This window comes from Marivirga salinae (assembly GCF_030503855.1).
GTDB classification, from domain to species: Bacteria; Bacteroidota; Bacteroidia; order Cytophagales; family Cyclobacteriaceae; genus Marivirga; species Marivirga salinarum.
In genome coordinates this window covers 2,984,795-3,003,700 of sequence record NZ_CP129971.1, presented here as the reverse complement: position 1 = coordinate 3,003,700, position 18,906 = coordinate 2,984,795, and the positions used below count along the sequence as shown (strand labels likewise).

At 35.0% G+C, this 18,906-nt stretch carries 18 protein-coding genes; 9 read left to right on the top strand and 9 right to left on the bottom strand.

Going from position 1 to position 18,906, the window contains the following annotated elements; translation table 11 throughout:
- Positions 1-396 precede the first annotated feature (396 nt).
- The 3 genes from QYS49_RS12635 to QYS49_RS12625 are packed head-to-tail and all read right to left on the bottom strand — an operon-like array spanning position 397 to position 2,440.
- Positions 397-1,500, bottom strand: a complete 1,104-nt coding sequence (locus QYS49_RS12635) for a hypothetical protein (RefSeq protein WP_308347731.1) — start codon at positions 1,498-1,500, stop codon at positions 397-399.
- On the bottom strand, positions 1,497-1,871 hold the full coding sequence (locus QYS49_RS12630) for a hypothetical protein (RefSeq protein WP_308347729.1): 375 nt from the start codon (positions 1,869-1,871) through the stop codon (positions 1,497-1,499). Before QYS49_RS12630 ends, QYS49_RS12635 begins: the two co-directional genes overlap by 4 nt.
- Before the next feature lie 23 nt (positions 1,872-1,894).
- Entirely contained in the window at positions 1,895-2,440 is a 546-nt protein-coding gene (locus QYS49_RS12625) for a C40 family peptidase (RefSeq protein ID WP_308347728.1), read from the bottom strand.
- 201 nt (positions 2,441-2,641) lie between these two features.
- On the opposite strand from QYS49_RS12625, the gene QYS49_RS12620 reads away from it, so the two are divergent.
- Positions 2,642-3,193, top strand: a complete 552-nt coding sequence (locus QYS49_RS12620; RefSeq protein ID WP_308347727.1) for a DUF2911 domain-containing protein — start codon at positions 2,642-2,644, stop codon at positions 3,191-3,193.
- A gap of 54 nt (positions 3,194-3,247) precedes the next feature.
- On the opposite strand, the gene QYS49_RS12615 is transcribed toward QYS49_RS12620, so the two are convergent.
- From QYS49_RS12615 to QYS49_RS12595, 5 genes are all read right to left on the bottom strand, one after another.
- Entirely contained in the window at positions 3,248-3,727 is a 480-nt protein-coding gene (locus tag QYS49_RS12615) for a ribonuclease HI (protein WP_308347726.1), read from the bottom strand.
- A 1,393-nt stretch (positions 3,728-5,120) separates the two neighbouring features.
- Entirely contained in the window at positions 5,121-6,677 is a 1,557-nt protein-coding gene (locus QYS49_RS12610) for an SDR family NAD(P)-dependent oxidoreductase (RefSeq protein WP_308347724.1), read from the bottom strand.
- A gap of 76 nt (positions 6,678-6,753) precedes the next feature.
- Positions 6,754-7,635, bottom strand: a complete 882-nt coding sequence (locus QYS49_RS12605; RefSeq protein WP_308347722.1) for a 3'(2'),5'-bisphosphate nucleotidase CysQ family protein — start codon at positions 7,633-7,635, stop codon at positions 6,754-6,756.
- Positions 7,635-8,603: a phosphotransferase gene (locus tag QYS49_RS12600; RefSeq protein WP_308347721.1), complete on the bottom strand. Its 969-nt coding sequence runs from the start codon at positions 8,601-8,603 to the stop codon at positions 7,635-7,637. Before QYS49_RS12600 ends, QYS49_RS12605 begins: the two co-directional genes overlap by 1 nt.
- 137 nt (positions 8,604-8,740) lie before the next feature.
- Positions 8,741-9,397 (bottom strand): hypothetical protein, encoded by a 657-nt coding sequence (locus QYS49_RS12595; protein WP_308347720.1) that lies wholly within the window; start codon positions 9,395-9,397, stop codon positions 8,741-8,743.
- A 173-nt stretch (positions 9,398-9,570) separates the two neighbouring features.
- On the opposite strand from QYS49_RS12595, the gene QYS49_RS12590 reads away from it, so the two are divergent.
- The 8 genes from QYS49_RS12590 (at position 9,571) to QYS49_RS12555 (ending at position 16,476) form a co-directional block, all read left to right on the top strand.
- Complete coding sequence (locus QYS49_RS12590) at positions 9,571-9,936, top strand: response regulator (RefSeq protein WP_308347718.1); 366 nt, start codon at positions 9,571-9,573, stop codon at positions 9,934-9,936.
- Positions 9,937-10,372: 436 nt separating this feature from the next.
- A complete protein-coding gene (locus tag QYS49_RS12585) occupies positions 10,373-10,855 on the top strand; it encodes a CsgE family curli-type amyloid fiber assembly protein (RefSeq protein ID WP_308347717.1) in 483 nt (160 codons plus the stop codon).
- A 12-nt stretch (positions 10,856-10,867) separates the two neighbouring features.
- Complete coding sequence (locus QYS49_RS12580; RefSeq protein ID WP_308347716.1) at positions 10,868-11,281, top strand: curli production assembly/transport component CsgF; 414 nt, start codon at positions 10,868-10,870, stop codon at positions 11,279-11,281.
- Positions 11,282-11,291: 10 nt separating this feature from the next.
- Entirely contained in the window at positions 11,292-12,737 is a 1,446-nt protein-coding gene (locus QYS49_RS12575) for a CsgG/HfaB family protein (protein ID WP_308347715.1), read from the top strand.
- Positions 12,738-12,848: 111 nt separating this feature from the next.
- Positions 12,849-13,799: a hypothetical protein gene (locus QYS49_RS12570; RefSeq protein WP_308347713.1), complete on the top strand. Its 951-nt coding sequence runs from the start codon at positions 12,849-12,851 to the stop codon at positions 13,797-13,799.
- Between the two features lie 54 nt (positions 13,800-13,853).
- Positions 13,854-14,396: a hypothetical protein gene (locus QYS49_RS12565; protein ID WP_308347712.1), complete on the top strand. Its 543-nt coding sequence runs from the start codon at positions 13,854-13,856 to the stop codon at positions 14,394-14,396.
- 45 nt (positions 14,397-14,441) lie between these two features.
- Positions 14,442-15,929, top strand: a complete 1,488-nt coding sequence (locus QYS49_RS12560; protein ID WP_308347710.1) for a carboxypeptidase-like regulatory domain-containing protein — start codon at positions 14,442-14,444, stop codon at positions 15,927-15,929.
- A 46-nt stretch (positions 15,930-15,975) separates the two neighbouring features.
- Positions 15,976-16,476, top strand: a complete 501-nt coding sequence (locus QYS49_RS12555; protein ID WP_308347709.1) for a YciE/YciF ferroxidase family protein — start codon at positions 15,976-15,978, stop codon at positions 16,474-16,476.
- Between the two features lie 642 nt (positions 16,477-17,118).
- On the opposite strand, the gene QYS49_RS12550 is transcribed toward QYS49_RS12555, so the two are convergent.
- Positions 17,119-18,906 carry a hypothetical protein gene (locus tag QYS49_RS12550; protein WP_308347707.1) on the bottom strand — a complete coding sequence of 596 codons (1,788 nt, stop codon included), beginning with the start codon at positions 18,904-18,906 and terminating at the stop codon, positions 17,119-17,121.

The window sequence follows — 18,906 nt, the reverse complement described above, 5'->3', positions numbered from 1 at the left end:
AGGTTACCAGAAGGAATAAAGCGAAGAGAACATTCCCCACCCTATTCGGTGATCTGCTAAATAGCAGAAAACTAGAAAGCAGTAGTAGTAAAAATACACTTATTAAACCTACACTTGAAATTACATTCATTTAGATAAGAAAGATGCTATAAAGTTGATAGAATATCTTGAAGGGAGTACTCCCCAAGCATTTGAAATTCAAAAATAGCATTTTTGTTCAACTGCATTTCAATTTTTTAATGTAAAAGGAAAATAGTCACCTTAGCTGATGCCAAAGAATCTAAAAGAACACTTTGTGTTTAGGAGGATTGAAATTGATCACTCCACCACTACCTCATAACTTTACAAAAAAAATATTATTCTATCATCATTAAAATTAGGCCCTGCTTTCAATACCTAAAATAGTTTTATATCTTCTGGGATTGTAAATCTTAGATCAAAATGAGATACAAAATAGGAATTATTGTCAGTCCAGTTGCGTTCTAAACCTGCTGAAATGTTTGCCCAGATTCCATCTTTAATATTTATTTCTCCCCCCAGTGCCAAGTAAATGAAATTTGAATTAAGGTTTTCATTACGCTTTACTTGAATTTCACCAAATCCTTTATAACTATTTGACCCTCCATAAAATCTGGATGTTAATGAAGTAATACCATATTCTAAACTGTCATTAGTAAAGTAGTTATAATTGAACCCAAGAAGTATTTGACCATTTGTACCAACAGGTGCTCCGTAAGTAGACCATAAGGAGAATTTATTAAATTCAATATTTTCAGTAAGACTATCTGGTGAAGAACCTAGCATAGCTAATGCAACATCGAGTTTTTGCTTATTCCAATTTCTTTCTTTGAAACCTTGTTTTAAAGTATCTAGTCTATAATCAAAATTTGCTTCATAATCTTCTATTTTATTGTTTATATATTCATTCATGCTTGTTTTTTTAACTTCACTTTGTACAACATCATGAATACTTAAATTATTATTGGTAAGATATTCATCCTGATATTTATCTTTCAACTCTCCTTTATCAGCCAATAGTTTGTATACATGTCTGCGATATTGTTGATCATTTTTCAAATCTCCCTTATCAATTAATGTAGACCTAAAACCTATTGATACATCTGTAGTAGTACTATTTTCAGGATTTCTTGATGTACCTAATGAAAGTCTCAGATTATATAATTGCGAGTTTTTATCATAATCTTCCAAAGTAAGTGATCTTGATTTCATGAGGATGTAAGGAGCAAGTTCAGCAGCGAAAGATTTTGGTAGTACAAATCCATCTCCACCCCCTATTTCAGAAATCATCAGAGATAAGGCCTGTGGAGAAGAAGGTCTTAAAATGTTACTGGGATTTGTCCCAAGCATCTTAAAAGCAGGCATATCTGGAACAGCAAAATCAAGCCGAAAATTCTTCATTAGGGTTGTATCTTCTTTACTTTGCGCAAAAAGTGTAGCTGCAGTTGCCAATAGACATATTGTAATTATTATTTTTTTCATAATTTCTTCATTTTTATAAAAATTAGTGAACTTTGAGCAGATCCTGTATTGTTACCTTCGTCTTTTGCAGTGCCGAGTAGATTACTTCCCTGATATACCTCTGTTGAAATTGTATAATTTTTCACATTACTAGGATCTTGAGCAATAAACTCTGTTCTAAGTTGGATTAGACGCCCATCATTAGCTTTTAATGGCATTGGTAGTTGATATGTGTCATCTTGAGGGTTTTGGTTATTCCCTTTTTCATATACTACTTTATGATTGCTCTCAGCTTCCCATAGAGTATATGTATAAGAGGCTAATAAAAATCCCGAAAATTTAAAGGAGACTTTTAAAGCTTCTCCATTTGGGTTAAATTCTATTGTTTTCATGATTTAAAATTTACTTTTTACATTTATTTTTTATCATTAATCCATTCAATAACATCACTATTATCTGATCCATCAGAATTGATTTTCACATCATTGCACACCTTCTCATTTTCTATTAAATTTTTCGCTTCAAGCAAATTGACTTCTGGTCCTAAATATTTTACCACTTGCCTAATGACAAGTTGAATCCATGTATTTTCTGATTTTTTCGTTTTAGAAATGGCGCTAGTCGGTGGTGGGTTTTTCTCAGGATCGGAGTTACCTCCTTGATCTCTTCTTTCTAGGGTAAGGTTTAATAGTTTACTCAGTGATAGTCGTATAAATCCTAGAATTATATTTGCATCATATAATGAGATGGAAATATAATTATCTTGATTTCTTCCTAAACAATAAACCCGAGAAGCATCTTGTGAATAGCCAAAGAAGAAACCGAAATGACCTTTGCATGATTGTGGACTTTCACGCCAGAATATTATGACATCTCCAGTTTTAGTTGAGTGATTATGACGGTCTCCTGATATTTCTTTTTGACCAAGTTCTTGAGTGGCTATTTGTATTAATCTGTCCATATACAAGCGCAAAGGGTTTGATTGAGTAATAAAGTTCTTAATTTCATTTAATTAATACAATACCTATTATTAGGTATTTTTCACCTTATCCTTTTTCTAATAATTTTGAATTTATATAGTATAGAGCATTAAAAATCTTGCTTGTTCTAATGATTTGATGTCATAAAATATTTGTAACTTCACTGGTAAACATACACCATCATGAAAAAGAAAATTTTACTTGGATTTGGAGGCTTAGTGCTCCTATTGATTATTTGGGTAGTTTACGGATTATTTTTTGCTACCCCGGTTAGTCCACCCGCAACAGTCAGTTATAATGAGGGCGGATTGGAAATCACCATTGATTATAGTCAACCCTCTAAAAAAGGAAGATTGATATTTGGTGAAGAAAGTGAAGGAGCTTTGCAGCCTTACGGCAAATATTGGAGACTAGGTGCCAATGCAGCAACAGAAATCAGTTTTAATAAAGATGTCACTTTCGGTGGAAAAGCAGTAGATGCCGGTACTTATCGCTTGTACGCAGTTCCAGGTCCTGAGACCTTTGAAATCACCCTAAATAGCGAAACGGATGTTTTCTTTGGAGCAGTGGAGCCTAATTATGATTTGGATGTGGTGACAATTGAAGTTCCGGTAAAACAAGCTGCTTCAGTAGTGGAGACTTTTACCATTGGCTTTAGCTCAATTGATAATGGTGCCAATATTAACTTTAGTTGGGATCAAACTATGTTTCAAGTTCCTGTAAAACTTCAATAAGAATATTGATTACTTCAAAGAAATGGGTCTTAGGGCTCATTTCTATTTATTCAATTATTTTAGGTCTCTTGAGGCTTTTCGAGCGGCACGATCTACAAGCGTAAAGATTTTATCGTAATCATCTTTGTTTTTGCTTGCTTGATGCCCCTCAACTTTAACAAATTCGCATTCCAAATCATCCATAATTTTGAAAAAAGCGCTATATAACTCATAGTGATTTAAAAGCTTTCCTTTTTTAGAATGATAATCTGCTTTTTCCAAGGCTTCACGTCTAGCTGGTAAACCCACAATGTTTTGAGAATCTGTATAAACCACTACTTTCCGAACGCGATCATCTAACTCATTTAATGCCCAAATCAAGGTCTGAAGCTCTAATTTAGTGGAAGAGGTATTATTGAACTTTTTAATCTTAATTCTTTCCTTCAGCTCAATCTCAGATAGTTGAGTTTCATCAATCACCAAAGCAGCACCGCAGCCCACTTTGAGTTGATTATTTACACTTCCGTCAATAAAAAGTAAATGTTTTTCTTTCAAAGCTAGCCTCATTTAATACCTAAAAATAAGCAAGGTTATTTTTAGGTATATTCTTTTATTTCTTAAATGGCAGGAAATAAATACCAGTGGTATAGTTAAACAACATTTCTTTTAACCACAAAAGATTCAAAAGAAAACAAAAGATTTTTCGCTAAAGCGAAAAACTTGTTGCAAGAGTACCTTAACTAAATAGTATTAATGTCCTCAAGAAACACCCCTATGGTCCCCTCAAGGGGACAGTCTCACGGATTTTAATAAGTAGTAAATAATTTAGTTCAGCAATTTGTACTGAATATTAATGCGTTTCAAAATAAAATTAAAATGCAAAAGAATTTGTGTGCGCACTCCCCCTCTTTGGAGGGTTCCATGTTATTAAGTTAAGCTTTGAAGTCTCAAGTTTCACTATTATCCTAAAAAATAACTTTAGTTATTTTCCTTTGTGTTCTGTTGTGTCTTTGTGGTTAAAAAAGGAATGTTGGTAATCTGCACCAACATTAGAAAATTCTAACCACAGCCTGTCCTGACCACTCAAGAAAGGTATTTCGCTTAAGCGAAAAACTTATTGCAAGAGTACCTTAACTAAATAGTATTAATGTCCTCAAGAAACACCCCTATGGTCCCCTCATGGGGACAGTCTCACGGATTTTAATGAGTAGTAAATAATTTAGTTCAGCAATTTGTACTGAATATTAATGCGTTTCAAAATAAAATTAAAATGCAAAAGAATTTGTGTGCGCACTCCCAATTTTGGCTTCAGTGCTATTAAGTTAAGCTTTGAAGTCTCAAGTTTCACTATTATCCTAAAAAAATAACTTTAGTTATTTTCCTTTGTGTTCTGTTGTGTCTTTGTGGTTAAAAAAAGAATGTTGGTTATCACCACCAACATTAGAAAATTCCAAGCACAGCCTGTCCTGACCACTCAAGAAAGGTTTTTCGCTTAAGCGAAAAACTTATTGCAAGAGTACCTTAACTAAATAGTATTAATGTCCTCAAGAAACACCCCTATGGTCCCCTCATGGGGACAGTTTCACGGATTTTAATGAGTAGTAAATAATTTAGTTCAGCAATTTGTACTGAATATTAATGCGTTTCAAAATAAAATTAAAATGCAAAAGAATTTGTGTGCGCACTCCCAATTTTGGCTTCAGTGCTATTAAGTTAAGCTTTGAAGTCTCAAGTTTCACTATTATCCTAAAAAATAACTTTAGTTATTTTCCTTTGTGTTCTGTTGTGTCTTTGTGGTTAAAAAAGGAATGTTGGTTATCACCACCAACATTAGAAAATTCTAACCACAGCCTGTCCTGACCACTCAAGAAAGGTTTTTCGCTAAAGCGAAAAACTCCTTAAGGATATTTCCTTAACTTAATAGCATTGTTTTGGAATTAAAGGGGCTTTACCAATCAATCGGCCTATAATCCTTTAAAAACTTTCCACACCAATGCTTACCAGTATTAATGCCATCGAATAAAGGATCCATTACACGGGCAGCACCATCCACTATATCTAAAGGCGGTTGGAAGTCGTGTTCCTTTTCCTTCTTTTTCGCCAATTCAGCAGGATCTTCATCCGTTACCCATCCTGTATCTACCGCATTCATATAAATCCCATATTTAGCAAAATCAGAGGCTGCAGTATGCGTCATCATATTCAAAGCCGCTTTGGCCATATTCGTATGCGGGTGCCTATCTTCTTTATGATAGCGATGGAATTTTCCTTCCATAGCCGATACATTAATGATATGTTTCTTGCCCGTATCATCCTTTTTCATCAGATCCGCTAAACGATTGCATAGCACAAATGGCGCAACGGCATTTACCAATTGTACTTCTACCATTTCAATGGTATTTATTTCGCCTAATTTTAATCTCCAGCTATTGGTTTTTCTTAAATCTACTTGCTGCAAATCAGCATCTAATTTTCCTTCCGGGAATACTTCCTCCGCACTTAATGAATTATCGATGCTGTATGGGATTTGTGAAAGCTTAGCTGAATTACTGAGCCCCACTCCTAGTCTTTTTCCATGCCAACTTACGGGTAGATTCTTTTGCCCATCTGCAATTCCCTCACTTAATTCTTGCAGTTCTTTTACGCAAGCCAGGTGATCTGAAAGTAATTCCTGTGCGGATGAAGGCAATTCAGAGATGGGCTTTTCTTCATTTGGCATCAAGTGTTGATAAAAACCAGCCGGTCGTCTTACCGTTTGTGCTGCATTATTAATTAATACATCTAGTCTGTCGTATTGCTGCTCTATAAAATTACAGAAAATCTCTACACTAGGAATATGTCTTAAGTCCAGGCCGTGAATTTTCAGTCGATGACTCCATTTGTGGTAATCCTCTTCTTTAGCAAAACGGAGCGCTGAATCTATTGGAAAACGAGTAGTGGCAATGACAGTAGCTCCTGCCCTTAGCATCATTAACGTAATATGATAGCCAATTTTCAAACGAGAACCAGTGATTAATGCCACTTGACCGGTTAAGTCTGCGTTTTGGTAGCGCTTTGCATAATTGAAATCACCGCAACTTGGACACATCGTATCATAGAAATGATGCAACGTATCATATTGATCCTTACAAACATAGCACTCACGCGACTTCTCCAATTTAACATCCGATTTAGGAATCTCGCCTGTCAAAGAAATCATTTTGGGTGCTTCAAAAACTAAAGCTTCTCTGGCACTTCTAATACCGGTTCCATTTCTTGCAGCTTTATCCTTTGCTTTGATTTGTCTCTTTTCAGATTTTCTAGCTTCTTTCTTTCTCCTTCGAAATTCTTCTCTACTCGGTCTGGAAAATAAGCCTGCCGCCATCAGCAAAGCAGTTCTTTTTTCTTTTGGGATATCAAAAATTTGGTTGGTATCTAAATTCAATGCCTCTAAAATAGAAATGCATTGGTCAATTTGTTCTTCACTGAAAGCTGTCGGCTTGCTTTCTTCCTGATTTTCTGTCATGTGTCAATTATAAAACCGCAAAAGTAGTCATGAATACTCGGTTATTTTTATGTTTGGCTGAATATTACAGTAATATTTAAAACTCATCTAGTTGATAAGCTAGCCTGAGGATAAAATCAAATAAAGCACCACCGGTAGCATAGAGTACACCTGCTTTATTCATAAAGGTGGATTCAGGATCATTAAGATGAAGTGGCTTGCCGAAAATATCGGTTACAATAAGGCCTAGTTCTTCAAAGAATAAACGAGTGGCTGCATAATCCCAAATGCTGCCCCCTCCAAATTGCTTTTTAGGAAATTTGAAATAGCATGCAGAAGCTGAGTGCAATACGCCTATGGCATTCCGTACAGCTCCATAACCTAGATGAAACTCAAGCTTTTTTTCTTTTTCATCTGACCAGTTTTGAAAATCATTCTTTAGTAAGTCGAAATAGGGCTCTGACTGTAGACTGCGATCCATATAAAGCTGTATAACTTCAGTTTTCAAGGCTTCTCGATTGAATACCTCATGGTTTAATCGTAATCCTTTTCCTTTCACGGAAGTATAAACATCCTCCAAATCGGGTAAATATACCACCCCAATAAGAGGGTCTCCGGATTTTGAAACCAAAGCAATAGATACGGCATAGCCCGTCCTTCCTTCTGTAAAAGCTAAAGTCCCATCCATTGGATCAATACACCAAAAATGGTCTTTCTCCAGTCGAGAGGAATCATCTGCGGCCTCTTCAGTCAATAGGCCCAAATCATATTGTTCAATACTGTTATTCAAATGTTGAAGAATGATTTCCTGAGCCTTGTAATCCACCTCCGTTACAACTTTTGAAGCTAGTGAATGACCTCCTGCTTTCTGTTCCTTTTTATAATGTTGATTAAATTGTGATTGAATATGTTCTCCAGCAGCTATTGCTGCGCTTTCTGCAATCTTACAAAGTGAATATAGATCTTTATCTGTAAGCATTATGCGATTTTTAGTTCATTTAACACTTCATCAGTTAATTTTTTACTATACTCGTGCATTTTCCAATGATCTGGACTCCAGCCATCCAAAAACCGATATAAATCAGCCCACGCATATCGGTAAAGCGCACTCCATTCATTTTTAAGGGCCTGAAAATCAATAGCATGATCTAATGAGTTTTTAAGTTGCTTAAAGTAGTGCTGAAGAAGTTCCTCTTCATATTTTTCACAATCTTCAGCCTCAAAACAACTGCTGATAAAATAAGCAACATCTTTCACACCGCTCCCTTTTCCAACATATTGAAAATCCACTGCTGCAAGCTTTCCATCTTCACTAAAGCAGAAATTGGCTAATTTTGCATCTCCATGTACTATCGTTTGGTAATGGGCATCTTGAAGTTTTTTATCTATAGCAGAGGCCGCATCTTTTAATGCAATATTCTCCATTCGCTCCCATTCATCAGGCCGAGTTTCCAAATGCCAATAAGTACCCACTTCCCATAGTCCGTCTACTTTACTATTCATAAATTTGGCATGAAAATGTGCCAACCAACTTAAGCAACTTTTAGCATGATTTAGGCTAACATCATTATGATGTAAACGAACCGGATATCCACTTGCATCCAAGTCCTCCATGATTAATAGTAGTTCATTTCCCTCTTCCACCGCATGATAGATTTGCGGTACTCTGCAACTAGCATCTGTTTTCTTTGCAAATTCCTGATACCACTGCCGCTCTACCTGATAAGAGTTAAGTTTTCGCTGATGTGATAAGTCAGTATTCCAGCCTTTGGGGTGTTGATTAGCATCCGGTAACTGAATATGCTTAACGATTAGGCTAGGGTAATTTCCTCCCATGAGTACATATCGTTTTATTTCTCCATAACCACTCCAGAGCGTTTGCACAGATTCGGTTCGGATAATGCTTGAAGCCTTTGTGATAGCTAATATTTCCTGATTTACATCCATAGTATTAGCTCAAAGTTGTGGTTTTTAAATGGTTTGGGCAAGTTTTTCTTAAATCGGAAACCTTATATATCACAGCTTCATTTTTTAGTAACAATAGGCGTGTTAGAAATAGTGGCGAGTACTAAAACATAACACTTCTAACTATTGATTCCTCCTCTCAAAGCTTTACCCTTCACCAACCAACTTACAGCAAAAAGCAGCAACATGATGCATTCCACTATAAAAATGAAATATTTAGAAGTATTTAGATCTAGTATAAATTCTACAAGAATGGTGAGGAGGAGAATGACAATCATTCCAATGCCACAAAAGATATAGACTTTATTGGATTTAGTATTACTACTTTTCGTAAAGTTAAAGATACTTAACCAGCTCATTGCCAGAAAGAAAATACCAGCTGAAACAAAGTGAATTACCCTAAATATAGAGTCCTCATCCGTGCAATAAAAGGTTGGACAATTCACGCTGTAATTCCATGCAGTTGGGAAATCAGTCCAAACATATTTCCCAGGGATAATGACAACCAACAATATGGCTATCCCTCCAATGGTGGTGGCTAGATTATCGGAAATCCACTCTTCCTCTTGATCATAGCCTTTATAAGAGATTAAGAATACTCCTAAAATTGATAGAATACCAACAAACAATACGTTGGCATTGGAATAATAGTAATGACTGATAGAGGGTAATATATCACCTATGACAATGCTGCCGAATATAGGCAATGCTAGTCCGCAAATGCCAATGAGTCTCCTAAGTCGCAAATACGATAGATGTATGCTTGCTTCTGCCATGATTTGTGGTTTTGATGAACTAAATATAATTAAATTATTTAATTCTCATTTTAAGGATTGATTCTATGGACTATTAAGATATCCTGGCTAAGACACTATGCCGTGAAAAACTTGCAATGTTAATTAGTATTTTTTTGTACTTTTGGTCAGCTTACAAAAATATCAAAACTTATATGAACAAGATAAAATACTTAATTATAGATGATGACCATATATTTAGCAAATGGTTAAAAACTAATATTGATGATATATTTCCTGATTTTGAACATATAAGCTCCAGAGTTGATACTTTAGGAGGATTACTAGATATTCATAGAAATGAACCTGAGTTACTCTTTTTGGATCAATATATTGATGGTTTAAGTGGCTTTGATGTATTGGATTTGATGAAGCAGCAACCTAAAACCATAATGATTTCATCGGAAAGCATTGATAAAGACAAATTAGATGAATACCCAAATGTGATTGGTTTTATTGATAAGCCGGTAGATTTGGACAAGTTGAAAGCATTATTACAAAGAAACGGATTGATATCATAAGCCCTCATTTTTTATAAAAAAACTATAAACTGTCAGTAAATTCTTACTGGCCTTATTGATTCTGCTCTGGAATTATCCTGTGTTTGACTTTAAATCCATACAAATCATTTTCAAGCTGTCACTTAGGTCGCGATCAATCGGGATTATGTTTCCCAAAAATATTATTCGAAATTCTAATATGTCCTGTCCACTAGGATACGGTAACTATTATTTATCCCTAAGCCTATTACACCATAGCGATGCTTAATACAGCCTTATAAATTTCATTTTAAAGCTATTCCTTCTTTTAGTCCTATCGATATTGGCATCGATTATAAAAATGATATACATCTTTCATTGTGGTGATAATCCTCATTAAACATACATGTGATATTGTGTAGTTTTAAACAAATAAAAAAAGCGATTTATATATTTTACTAGTTTAAAAAACGCAAAAATGAAAACGCTACTACTTTTTATCCTAAATATAATCACAGTATTAGGCATTCATGGTCAAGACGATAGCGTCCGTATCCAACTATTAAAAGAAATAATTTCACATAATCAGGATAGTTCATTGGAGGTTGAAATGAAAAATCAGTATGAGAATGAAATCAATGAACTAATAGTGAATGAAACCATGACTAAAGCTGGAAATGACTTCCATGAGTTATTCTATAGTCTTTGGGTATGGCCAGAGGGCTTGAATGATACATTCATCATGTTGATAAAAGAAAAACCCCTCCGAGGTAATTCAACACAAGTCAGCATTATCATTAATGACATATTAATATTTGAAATGCCCCTTCAACCAAGGTATGATTACCTGGTTTCAATTGTAGAAATGGCAGTCAATCAAGCTAATGCATATTTATATAATTATGAGGAGATAAAAAGCTCACTTGAAGGGGATGATGTAAAAGGAACAGGAATATTTTAAAATAGTGATATTATGAAAAAGCAAGTATTATCAACATTAATCGTACTGTTTGGGATAGTCAGTATTGGATTTTCTCAAGACTTTGTTTACCAGCCGGTCAACCCGGCATTTGGAGGTGATCCTTTCAATTACCAGTGGATGCTTAGTTCAGCATCGGAACAAAATGACCATAAAGAAGAATCTACTTTCTCTTCTTATGAACAAGATCCTTTATCTGATTTTGAAAATAGTTTAAACCGTCAAATTCTTTCTCAATTATCCAGGAAATTGGTAGATAATATTTTTGGAGAGGGAGATTTGCAAGATGGAACTTTCGAAATTGGTGGATTTCAAATCGACATCGCTTCAGGTTCTGATGGCGTAACTGTTAAGATTTTTGATGCCGTTGACGGTGGTGAAACTGTTATTGTGATTCCTTACTACTAAAACAATAATGATGAAAAACATACCATACAAATATTTTGCCTTAATAATTTCGCTGGTAATCCTATCTAGTTGTTCAAATTATTTCTATCAACCCATGCGCACTAAAAATGCACGATTAGGAGCTGAAACCCAATATTACAAACAACTCACCTCTTTACCGGAGCCTAAAGATAAGATTGTAGCGGCAGTCTATAAATTCAGGGATCAAACAGGTCAATACAAAGAATCAGAGACAGGTGCTAGTTGGTCAACTGCTGTAACGCAAGGTGCTACATCCATTTTGCTAAGAGCTATGGAAGAGTCCGGCTGGTTTATTCCTATTGAAAGAGAAGGACTTTCTAACCTACTGAATGAAAGAAAGATTATCCGGTCTAGCCGGGCCAATTATACGGATGTTAAAGACCAATTATTGCCCCCATTAGTATTTGCAGGAATTATCATTGAAGGCGGTATTGTATCATTTGACAGTAATATTAAAACTGGAGGCGCAGGTCTACGCTATTTTGGATCTGGATCCTCCGGTCAATATAGAGAAGACCGTGTTACGATATACCTTAGAGCTGTATCTACGAGTAATGGCAGAATTTTAAAAACCATTTACACTTCAAAAACAATTCTTTCTCAGCAAGTGGACGTGGGAGTATTTAGGTTTGTCAGCTTACGTAGATTGCTTGAAGCTGAAATGGGATTCACCTATAATGAACCAAGCGAAATGGCTGTGAAAGAGGCAATTGAGAAAGCTGTTATTGGACTAGTAATTGAGGGTATTGATGATCAATTATGGCAAGTGATGGATACTGTCGACCTACAAGGAGATGTCATAAATCAATACAAAACTGAACAAATTAATAATAATTACATAGATGCCTTTGGTCTTGAAGTAAGAGAAAGACGAGATAATTGGGGAATAGGAATTAATGGATCGGCCATAAAATGTGAAGGTGATTATGTTAACGGAGAAACTCTTGGGGCTGCAGAAATAGCAATGGAATACTCGCCTAAGTCGGCCTTTTCAGTCATGACTAATCTTGGAGTAGGAAAAATAAGTGCTTCCGGAGGATTCAATAGCATACTGAGTTATGCAGACCTCGGTGTGAAGTACAAATTCCTGCATCTTAATACCATGACCCCATACATTTATATTGGCGGAGGAACGGTAAAAGAATTGATGAATGATCGCGACTCTAAGATAGAGTATTATCAGGACTTCTATCCTCTTGGAACGGTTGAATTTGGATTTGAGCATTTGCTTAAAAACAATTTTGGAATTCATGGAGCAGTAAACTACAGGCATGTCCTTAGTGACAATCTGGATGGGCTCGAATTTGGAGAGTATGATGACTTCTTTTGGGGGGTAAGTATTGGTGTGACCAAGTACTTCTCATTCAAAAAGAAGAATAAAAAAGGAGGAATAAAAAAAGAAGGTTTAAAGAGAAAAAAAGACGTTAAGATTTAAGTGAATTTTGACGAGTATATTCTTGAAAAATAGATTTGTAATTGCTGGTATTGCAGGCCTATTTCATCAGGCATATAATTATATATATGTTTTATTTTAAATAGAAAAATGATGAAAAAGTTAATGAGTCTAGTAGTTGTTTTATTATTAACAGGCTACTACAGTTTCGCGCAAAATACCAGTGATGTGTTTCAAGCTGGTTTTGCAAACGGATCGATGGTATTGCAAAATGGTGCAATGAACTATTCCTATTCTGATCAAATCGGAGACTGGAATATGGTAGGAACTGATCAATTTGGATTCGCAAACCAAGCATACAAATCTCAAAGAGGCGTATTAAATTTTGGATTGTCTAACCAATTTGGTGAACGAAACATCTCTACACAAAATCAGCATGGCTTTGGCAATTCAGCCGCTGCTACGCAATTGTGGGTAGGTAATGTTTCTGATCAGGTACAGCACGGTAAAATGAATCGTGCCATGACTAATCAATGGGGATTCTTTAATTATGCTTCTCAAGATCAGCGTGGACATGGTAACGTAGCGAGTATTTTCCAAACTGGAGAAAGTAATGAAGCATTTCAAGAACAACTTCATAAAGGAAATATGGCTACTGCATTCCAACAAGGTTCAGGTAATCTATCAGAACAATATCAATCAGGTATTCAAAATGTTGCTGATGTTACTCAATGGGGAGAAGCAAACTATGCTTCCCAAACTCAAGGTTTGAATGACGGTAATGGAATGGGAGCATGTGGAGACGATTGTGATGGAGAATGTGGACACGGACATGCTGCTAAATATAACTATGCTAACATTCTTCAATTAGGCTTTGGTAATAGCTCTACTCAAGTTCAACTGGGAGAACGTAATGGTGCATTCAGTGTTCAAAATGGTGAATTGAATTGTTCATATCAAGGACAATTTGGTGTAGGCAACTATGCATTGACAGTGCAAACTGGTGCTTTAAACAACGCTGTTGTGAATCAATTCAATGCTGGACATAATTCATATGTTAATCAGTTAGGTGTTGGTAACAACGCAGTTGTAGCTCAATTTTAATTTAAAGAAAATACTTTCGCCCAAATGGGTGAAAGTATTTTTATGAATTCTAACATGAAAAATCTATTTATCACATCGGCTATCCTTCTTGCATCACTCTATATACCTTATTATGGGTTTTCACAAGAAATAGGCATAGCTGTTGACATGGAGCAAATTGATGGTAATAATGAAAACTTAGCGAACCTAAAGAATGACGAATTTATTAATAGTGCGATTCTAGTTCAGTTAGGTGATGAAAACAGTGCTTTCATAAAGCAGGCCGGGCTTAATACTATTACTGCAAAGCAGGTAGGGATTCAGAATTCTTTATATTTAATTCACTCAAATTTTGGAGGTCAATTTACCTTGAATCAAAATGGAGATTTAAATCACTACAATGGCGAGCTTAATGGTACTCACATAGAAGCCTTAATAACTCAGAATGGGAACTCAAATACGATAAATCAACAAGTATCAGGCGATCATTTATTATATGAAATAATTCAAGAGGGTCAACATAATTCTATTTCGCATACTTCAAATAAATTAAGTTCATCCGATTTGAAAATTCAGCAAAGAGGAAACAAAATGCAGTTGATTATTAAATCAAATTAACCCAAAAGCCGTAAAAACCTTACGGCTTTTTTAATGAAAAGCACCATGCAACGAAATTCAATAAATCGAAATCTCCTATTTTTCTTTCTATTATTTATTGGCAGCTCTTGTATTGAAGATACCATCGCCCCTACTTTGGTAGGTTCTTTAGATGGTGTATTGGTAGATAAACTAACTAATACACCTATAGAGGCGGTAGAAATCAGTACAGTACCCGTAACCAGTGAAGCATATACCGATAGTGCAGGTATATTTCAAATAGAAAATATGCCTATTGGCGAGTATACCTTAGTTGCTAAAGCTACTGGATATGCTAATGAAAATGTTAAAATTACAATAACTAATAATAACGAGACGACAGTAACTGTTAAACTCACTGCTGCAAACCGAATTGCACCTCCCCCAATAAATCCTTTTCCTGACAATAGTGCTGATAATCAACCCTTATCAATCAGTCTACAATGGCAAGCTGTTGATCTTACCTATGATGATCTTCTAGCTTATAATATTATTGTGTATGAAGATGATGACAATGAAGCATTTATTGAGATAATCGATCATCAAGATACAAGTTTAGTAATTGATGGGTTGAAGTATAATTCCAATTACTTCTGGCAGGTGAATGTTACAAGTAGTACAGGTAATGTCACTAAGGGTGATATATGGTCATTCAAGACTATAGCCTTTCCAGATAATCGATATTTGTTCTCATCACTGCATGAAGGCAATTACGAAATATTTTCATCCGATAATACCGGAGAAACTCTCACAAGAATTACGAATACAAGTAACATGGAACTTAAGCCACTCTATTCAAAAACGAGAGACTTAATAGCGTATTCATCCAACAGGCAAGTTGACTTTCACATTTACACTATGGCGAAAGATGGATCTGGCTCGAAAAAGGTTACGACACTGCCAATTGCAGGATTTCATAATCAAGGAACGGGCTACTGCTGGTCTCCAGACAATGGAAAGTTCTTGTATAGTCACTACGATATGCTCTACCAAATAAACAAGGATGGTACTACCTTAAGAAAAGTGGCTATCGCTCCTATAAACAGAAATTTCCGTACCTGCGATTGGACTGATGTCAATAATAAAATTGTGGTAGAAACTATAGGTTCTACAATCTATTCTTCAGAGATATACTTGATGAACAGTGATGGAACAGATACAATGAGGCTTGTGGATGATTTACCTGGTATAATGGAAAACCCTTCATTCTCAGTAGATGGCAATAATGTAATATTCACTCGTGATCAATCTGGCTATGAATCAGCCACGGGAAGACAATTAGATGCCCGCATATTTAATATTAATATTGAAACCTTGGAGATTACTGATTTGTCAGATGGTAAAACTGATGGTACAAATGACCTTCAGCCAAGATTCTCCCCAGATGGTGCTAAAATTATTTTTGTAAACGTAGCAAATGATGGTTCTGGTTTTAAATCAGTATGGATAATGGATACAGATGGAAAAAATAGAGAAAAATTATTTGAAAATGCAGAGATGCCAAATTGGGAATAAACAAAAACCATAAAGAAAATGACTCTTAAAATAAATTGATAATGTTATGAAAAAAATTGAAGACCTAAAAGATTTGTTCATTGAGGAAGGAAGAGAATTATTTAATGCCCAAGAACAAGAGATTAACGCACTATCCAAACTTCGAAAAATAGCCACCTCTCATGATTTGAAAGCAACTATTAGAGATGAAATAAAGAAAACCTGGAAGCAACAAGGAAGAATAGAAACCGCATTCAAAAATTTCGAGGTGGAGTTAGATGGAGAAGTGAGTGAGCCATTTGGAGCAATAATCAATAAAAAAAATCATTTGATTAATAGAATTAAAGACTCAAAAATCAGAGATATGGAGATTATTAATGCAATTCAATATATAAATCATTTCAAAATTGCTGGATACACAACAATCTCTACCTTATCTGATGTGATGCAAGACAATACCATTTCGCGTGTATTTCATACATCATTGGAAGAAGAACGGAAACTAGACAAGCATTTAATTAAACTGGCAACTCAACATTTAAATAATTATGCGCATTCACCAGTTTAGTTTACTACCCTTATCATTATAATAGGGCTCCTTAATCTATTTAAAGGTTAAGCTAATTAGAATTTTATTATCGATAGGATCACAATTCCGCATTATGCTCAAAATTGAAAGGAATTGTGATTTTCCTTTTTTAATTATTCAATATAAAAATGATTGAATTACAAACTACTTGAGATTTAGCTGTGAATTTCGAATAAATGAAATGCTATTATATCGACTACAATTGCTGATAGAAGTATGATAATACATTTGCATATTCGGGGAGAATAGAATAATTAAGAATAAGGTAATTATAAGGTTAATCTTAATTGTGATTTGTATTTGATTAGACCTAAACACATCCAAAAAACAAAAGGTGGGGAATTATTCCTGGTCGAAACAATACCCCACCAATCTTGCTAATTTTTCGAAATTTCACAAAATATCAAGTTACAGTTATTAAGGCTTCATCATCTAATCTCTTTCCTAGGTGAGATCTTATAATTCTACCAAACTTAGTTTACCTTTTCCCAAATTCAAAAAACCGAACAATTTCCAAGAATAAACTAAATTTGATTAGGTTTTAAAACCTGCCCTTTATCTCTTACTTGATAAATCAAAGTTATTCATATTTATAGAAATCCCCAATGACCGAAATTGCGATTATATGTGATTTTCATCATTAAGCAAGGCTAAAACAAGACGCTCTGCTGCTTGAGCAATAGCTTCTTCTTGTGCTTTAGCATTAATTTGCTCTCGTTCCGCATCCATTTTCGCTTTTTGCTCCTCTAAAAGTTGATCTTTTTGTTCCAAAGCCATCTTTGCATGATAGCTATTCAGCCCGCCTAATTCTTGTAAAAATGACCAAAAATCTAATCTTTCCTGACAAGAAACTACCCATACATTAGGAACTGCAGCCTTGTGCAAATTCTGATTTTCATCAATCAGCCAAATAAATGGGATTTTACCGTATAGATTAGCTTCATCTGCTTCCAAATATTCGCTGAGTGGAATTAAATGCTCCGTATCATACTCGGCAGGAATAATCATTAATTCTTCTGTTTTTTCCGGAAAAATGGCTTTGTAATCTGCATAAGTAAAAGCCACTTCGGTTATGAAGTCTTTATTATCAGAGGTATTCGCCTTTAATGTAAAAATAGGCCATTTTTCTTCTGACTGGATATTTTCCGAAAGGTCAAACCTTCCACCCCATTCGCTGTACTTTGCTGGATCATAGAGAATTCCCGGAAAATATCGACTTGCATTGGCTGCTTTAGAAATTAAGAAATGGCTGGTGTTACTCAATTTATTTTCTTTTGGAACTGATAAATGACAAATCCCGGGAGCAGTAGATTTGAAACAGTTATCTAACCCTTGGTAAGTAAAGGTAGGATCAAGCATACTACTTTGGAAAGTATAAACATTTCGATGAGCAATACCAAGCGTTGCAATCTCTTGTCTGAACTGATGAGAGGCATCTTCCCAGCTTAATTGCTCATGTGGAGCAGTGATATGCTCCTGATTCAATACCACTATCTTAATCGGTTTATTTGAAGCCAATAGATGCGAAAGAGAGGTTAAATGATCAAATAAATAGGCTTGGGTTACAAGCAATACTATTGGTGGAAAAAGATTTAATTCATCCTGCAATAAACGATACCATGTGAAATGTTCAAAGTAGTCATTATGGATAGCTTCATTGTACTCCCCTTCAATTTCCAATTGTGCTATTCGATAGGCTTTCATTAAAGAAGTAAATGATTGCACTTGTTCATTGAAAAGATTTTGAATTTGGTCAAAAGCATCATTCTTTGCCTCAACCAATAGTGCTTTTTTAAATAAAAATTCTTTTTCAATAAGGGTTTTTAGTTCTTTTTCAATTCCAATTACGCCCTCTTGTTTATTGAAATGTACCAACCCTTTCTGCAAGATATCAATGATGTCTGTTAAGCGAGATAATCTTGAATCGCTTAGCTTTTCGGATGCATCCTGAGGAACCATATCCACCATTTTATCAAATGCTATAAGCTCATTTGCAAAATCATAATCTCCTTTAAGTGTCTCTATATCAGAATTTTTATCATCAATATGCATTAATCGATTTAATCCTTTTATGAGCGTGGCCAATTGTATTTTAAATGATTTTCTGTTTTCTTTTTGGTGTTGAGTAAGCAGAAAATCCACTAGGTAAAAAGGTGCCTTTTCCTCTAGCTCAATGGTAGTTTTTTCTGCACTATTTCCCATTGAAAATGGATAAGGAGATGGACTATCATCAAGCAAACTCAAAAGTGCTGAAGAGGCAGGCTTTTGTGGTGCATGGAATATCTCACCTGTACGGTAAAAATTTCTTAATTTTTTCCAATAGGCTTGCATTTCTTCTTCTGGAGCAGGATCACTTCTTTTCCAATGAATTGGAGAAATACTTTGCTGAAGTTTATCACTATTTTCCAT

Bases quoted from the DNA above. Each gene is read 5' to 3' on its own strand.
- QYS49_RS12555 (WP_308347709.1), top strand. From the start codon at position 15,976: ATGAAAAAAATTGAAGACCTAAAAGATTTGTTCATTGAGGAAGGAAGA.
- QYS49_RS12600 (WP_308347721.1), bottom strand. From the start codon at position 8,603: ATGGATGTAAATCAGGAAATATTAGCTATCACAAAGGCTTCAAGCATT.
- QYS49_RS12610 (WP_308347724.1), bottom strand. From the start codon at position 6,677: ATGACAGAAAATCAGGAAGAAAGCAAGCCGACAGCTTTCAGTGAAGAA.
- QYS49_RS12635 (WP_308347731.1), bottom strand. From the start codon at position 1,500: ATGAAAAAAATAATAATTACAATATGTCTATTGGCAACTGCAGCTACA.
- QYS49_RS12565 (WP_308347712.1), top strand. From the start codon at position 13,854: ATGAAAAATCTATTTATCACATCGGCTATCCTTCTTGCATCACTCTAT.
- QYS49_RS12590 (WP_308347718.1), top strand. From the start codon at position 9,571: ATGAACAAGATAAAATACTTAATTATAGATGATGACCATATATTTAGC.
- QYS49_RS12550 (WP_308347707.1), bottom strand. From the start codon at position 18,906: ATGGAAAATAGTGATAAACTTCAGCAAAGTATTTCTCCAATTCATTGG.
- QYS49_RS12560 (WP_308347710.1), top strand. From the start codon at position 14,442: ATGCAACGAAATTCAATAAATCGAAATCTCCTATTTTTCTTTCTATTA.
- QYS49_RS12570 (WP_308347713.1), top strand. From the start codon at position 12,849: ATGAAAAAGTTAATGAGTCTAGTAGTTGTTTTATTATTAACAGGCTAC.
- QYS49_RS12595 (WP_308347720.1), bottom strand. From the start codon at position 9,397: ATGGCAGAAGCAAGCATACATCTATCGTATTTGCGACTTAGGAGACTC.
- QYS49_RS12630 (WP_308347729.1), bottom strand. From the start codon at position 1,871: ATGAAAACAATAGAATTTAACCCAAATGGAGAAGCTTTAAAAGTCTCC.
- QYS49_RS12580 (WP_308347716.1), top strand. From the start codon at position 10,868: ATGAAAAAGCAAGTATTATCAACATTAATCGTACTGTTTGGGATAGTC.
- QYS49_RS12605 (WP_308347722.1), bottom strand. From the start codon at position 7,635: ATGCTTACAGATAAAGATCTATATTCACTTTGTAAGATTGCAGAAAGC.
- QYS49_RS12620 (WP_308347727.1), top strand. From the start codon at position 2,642: ATGAAAAAGAAAATTTTACTTGGATTTGGAGGCTTAGTGCTCCTATTG.
- QYS49_RS12585 (WP_308347717.1), top strand. From the start codon at position 10,373: ATGAAAACGCTACTACTTTTTATCCTAAATATAATCACAGTATTAGGC.
- QYS49_RS12575 (WP_308347715.1), top strand. From the start codon at position 11,292: ATGAAAAACATACCATACAAATATTTTGCCTTAATAATTTCGCTGGTA.
- QYS49_RS12625 (WP_308347728.1), bottom strand. From the start codon at position 2,440: ATGGACAGATTAATACAAATAGCCACTCAAGAACTTGGTCAAAAAGAA.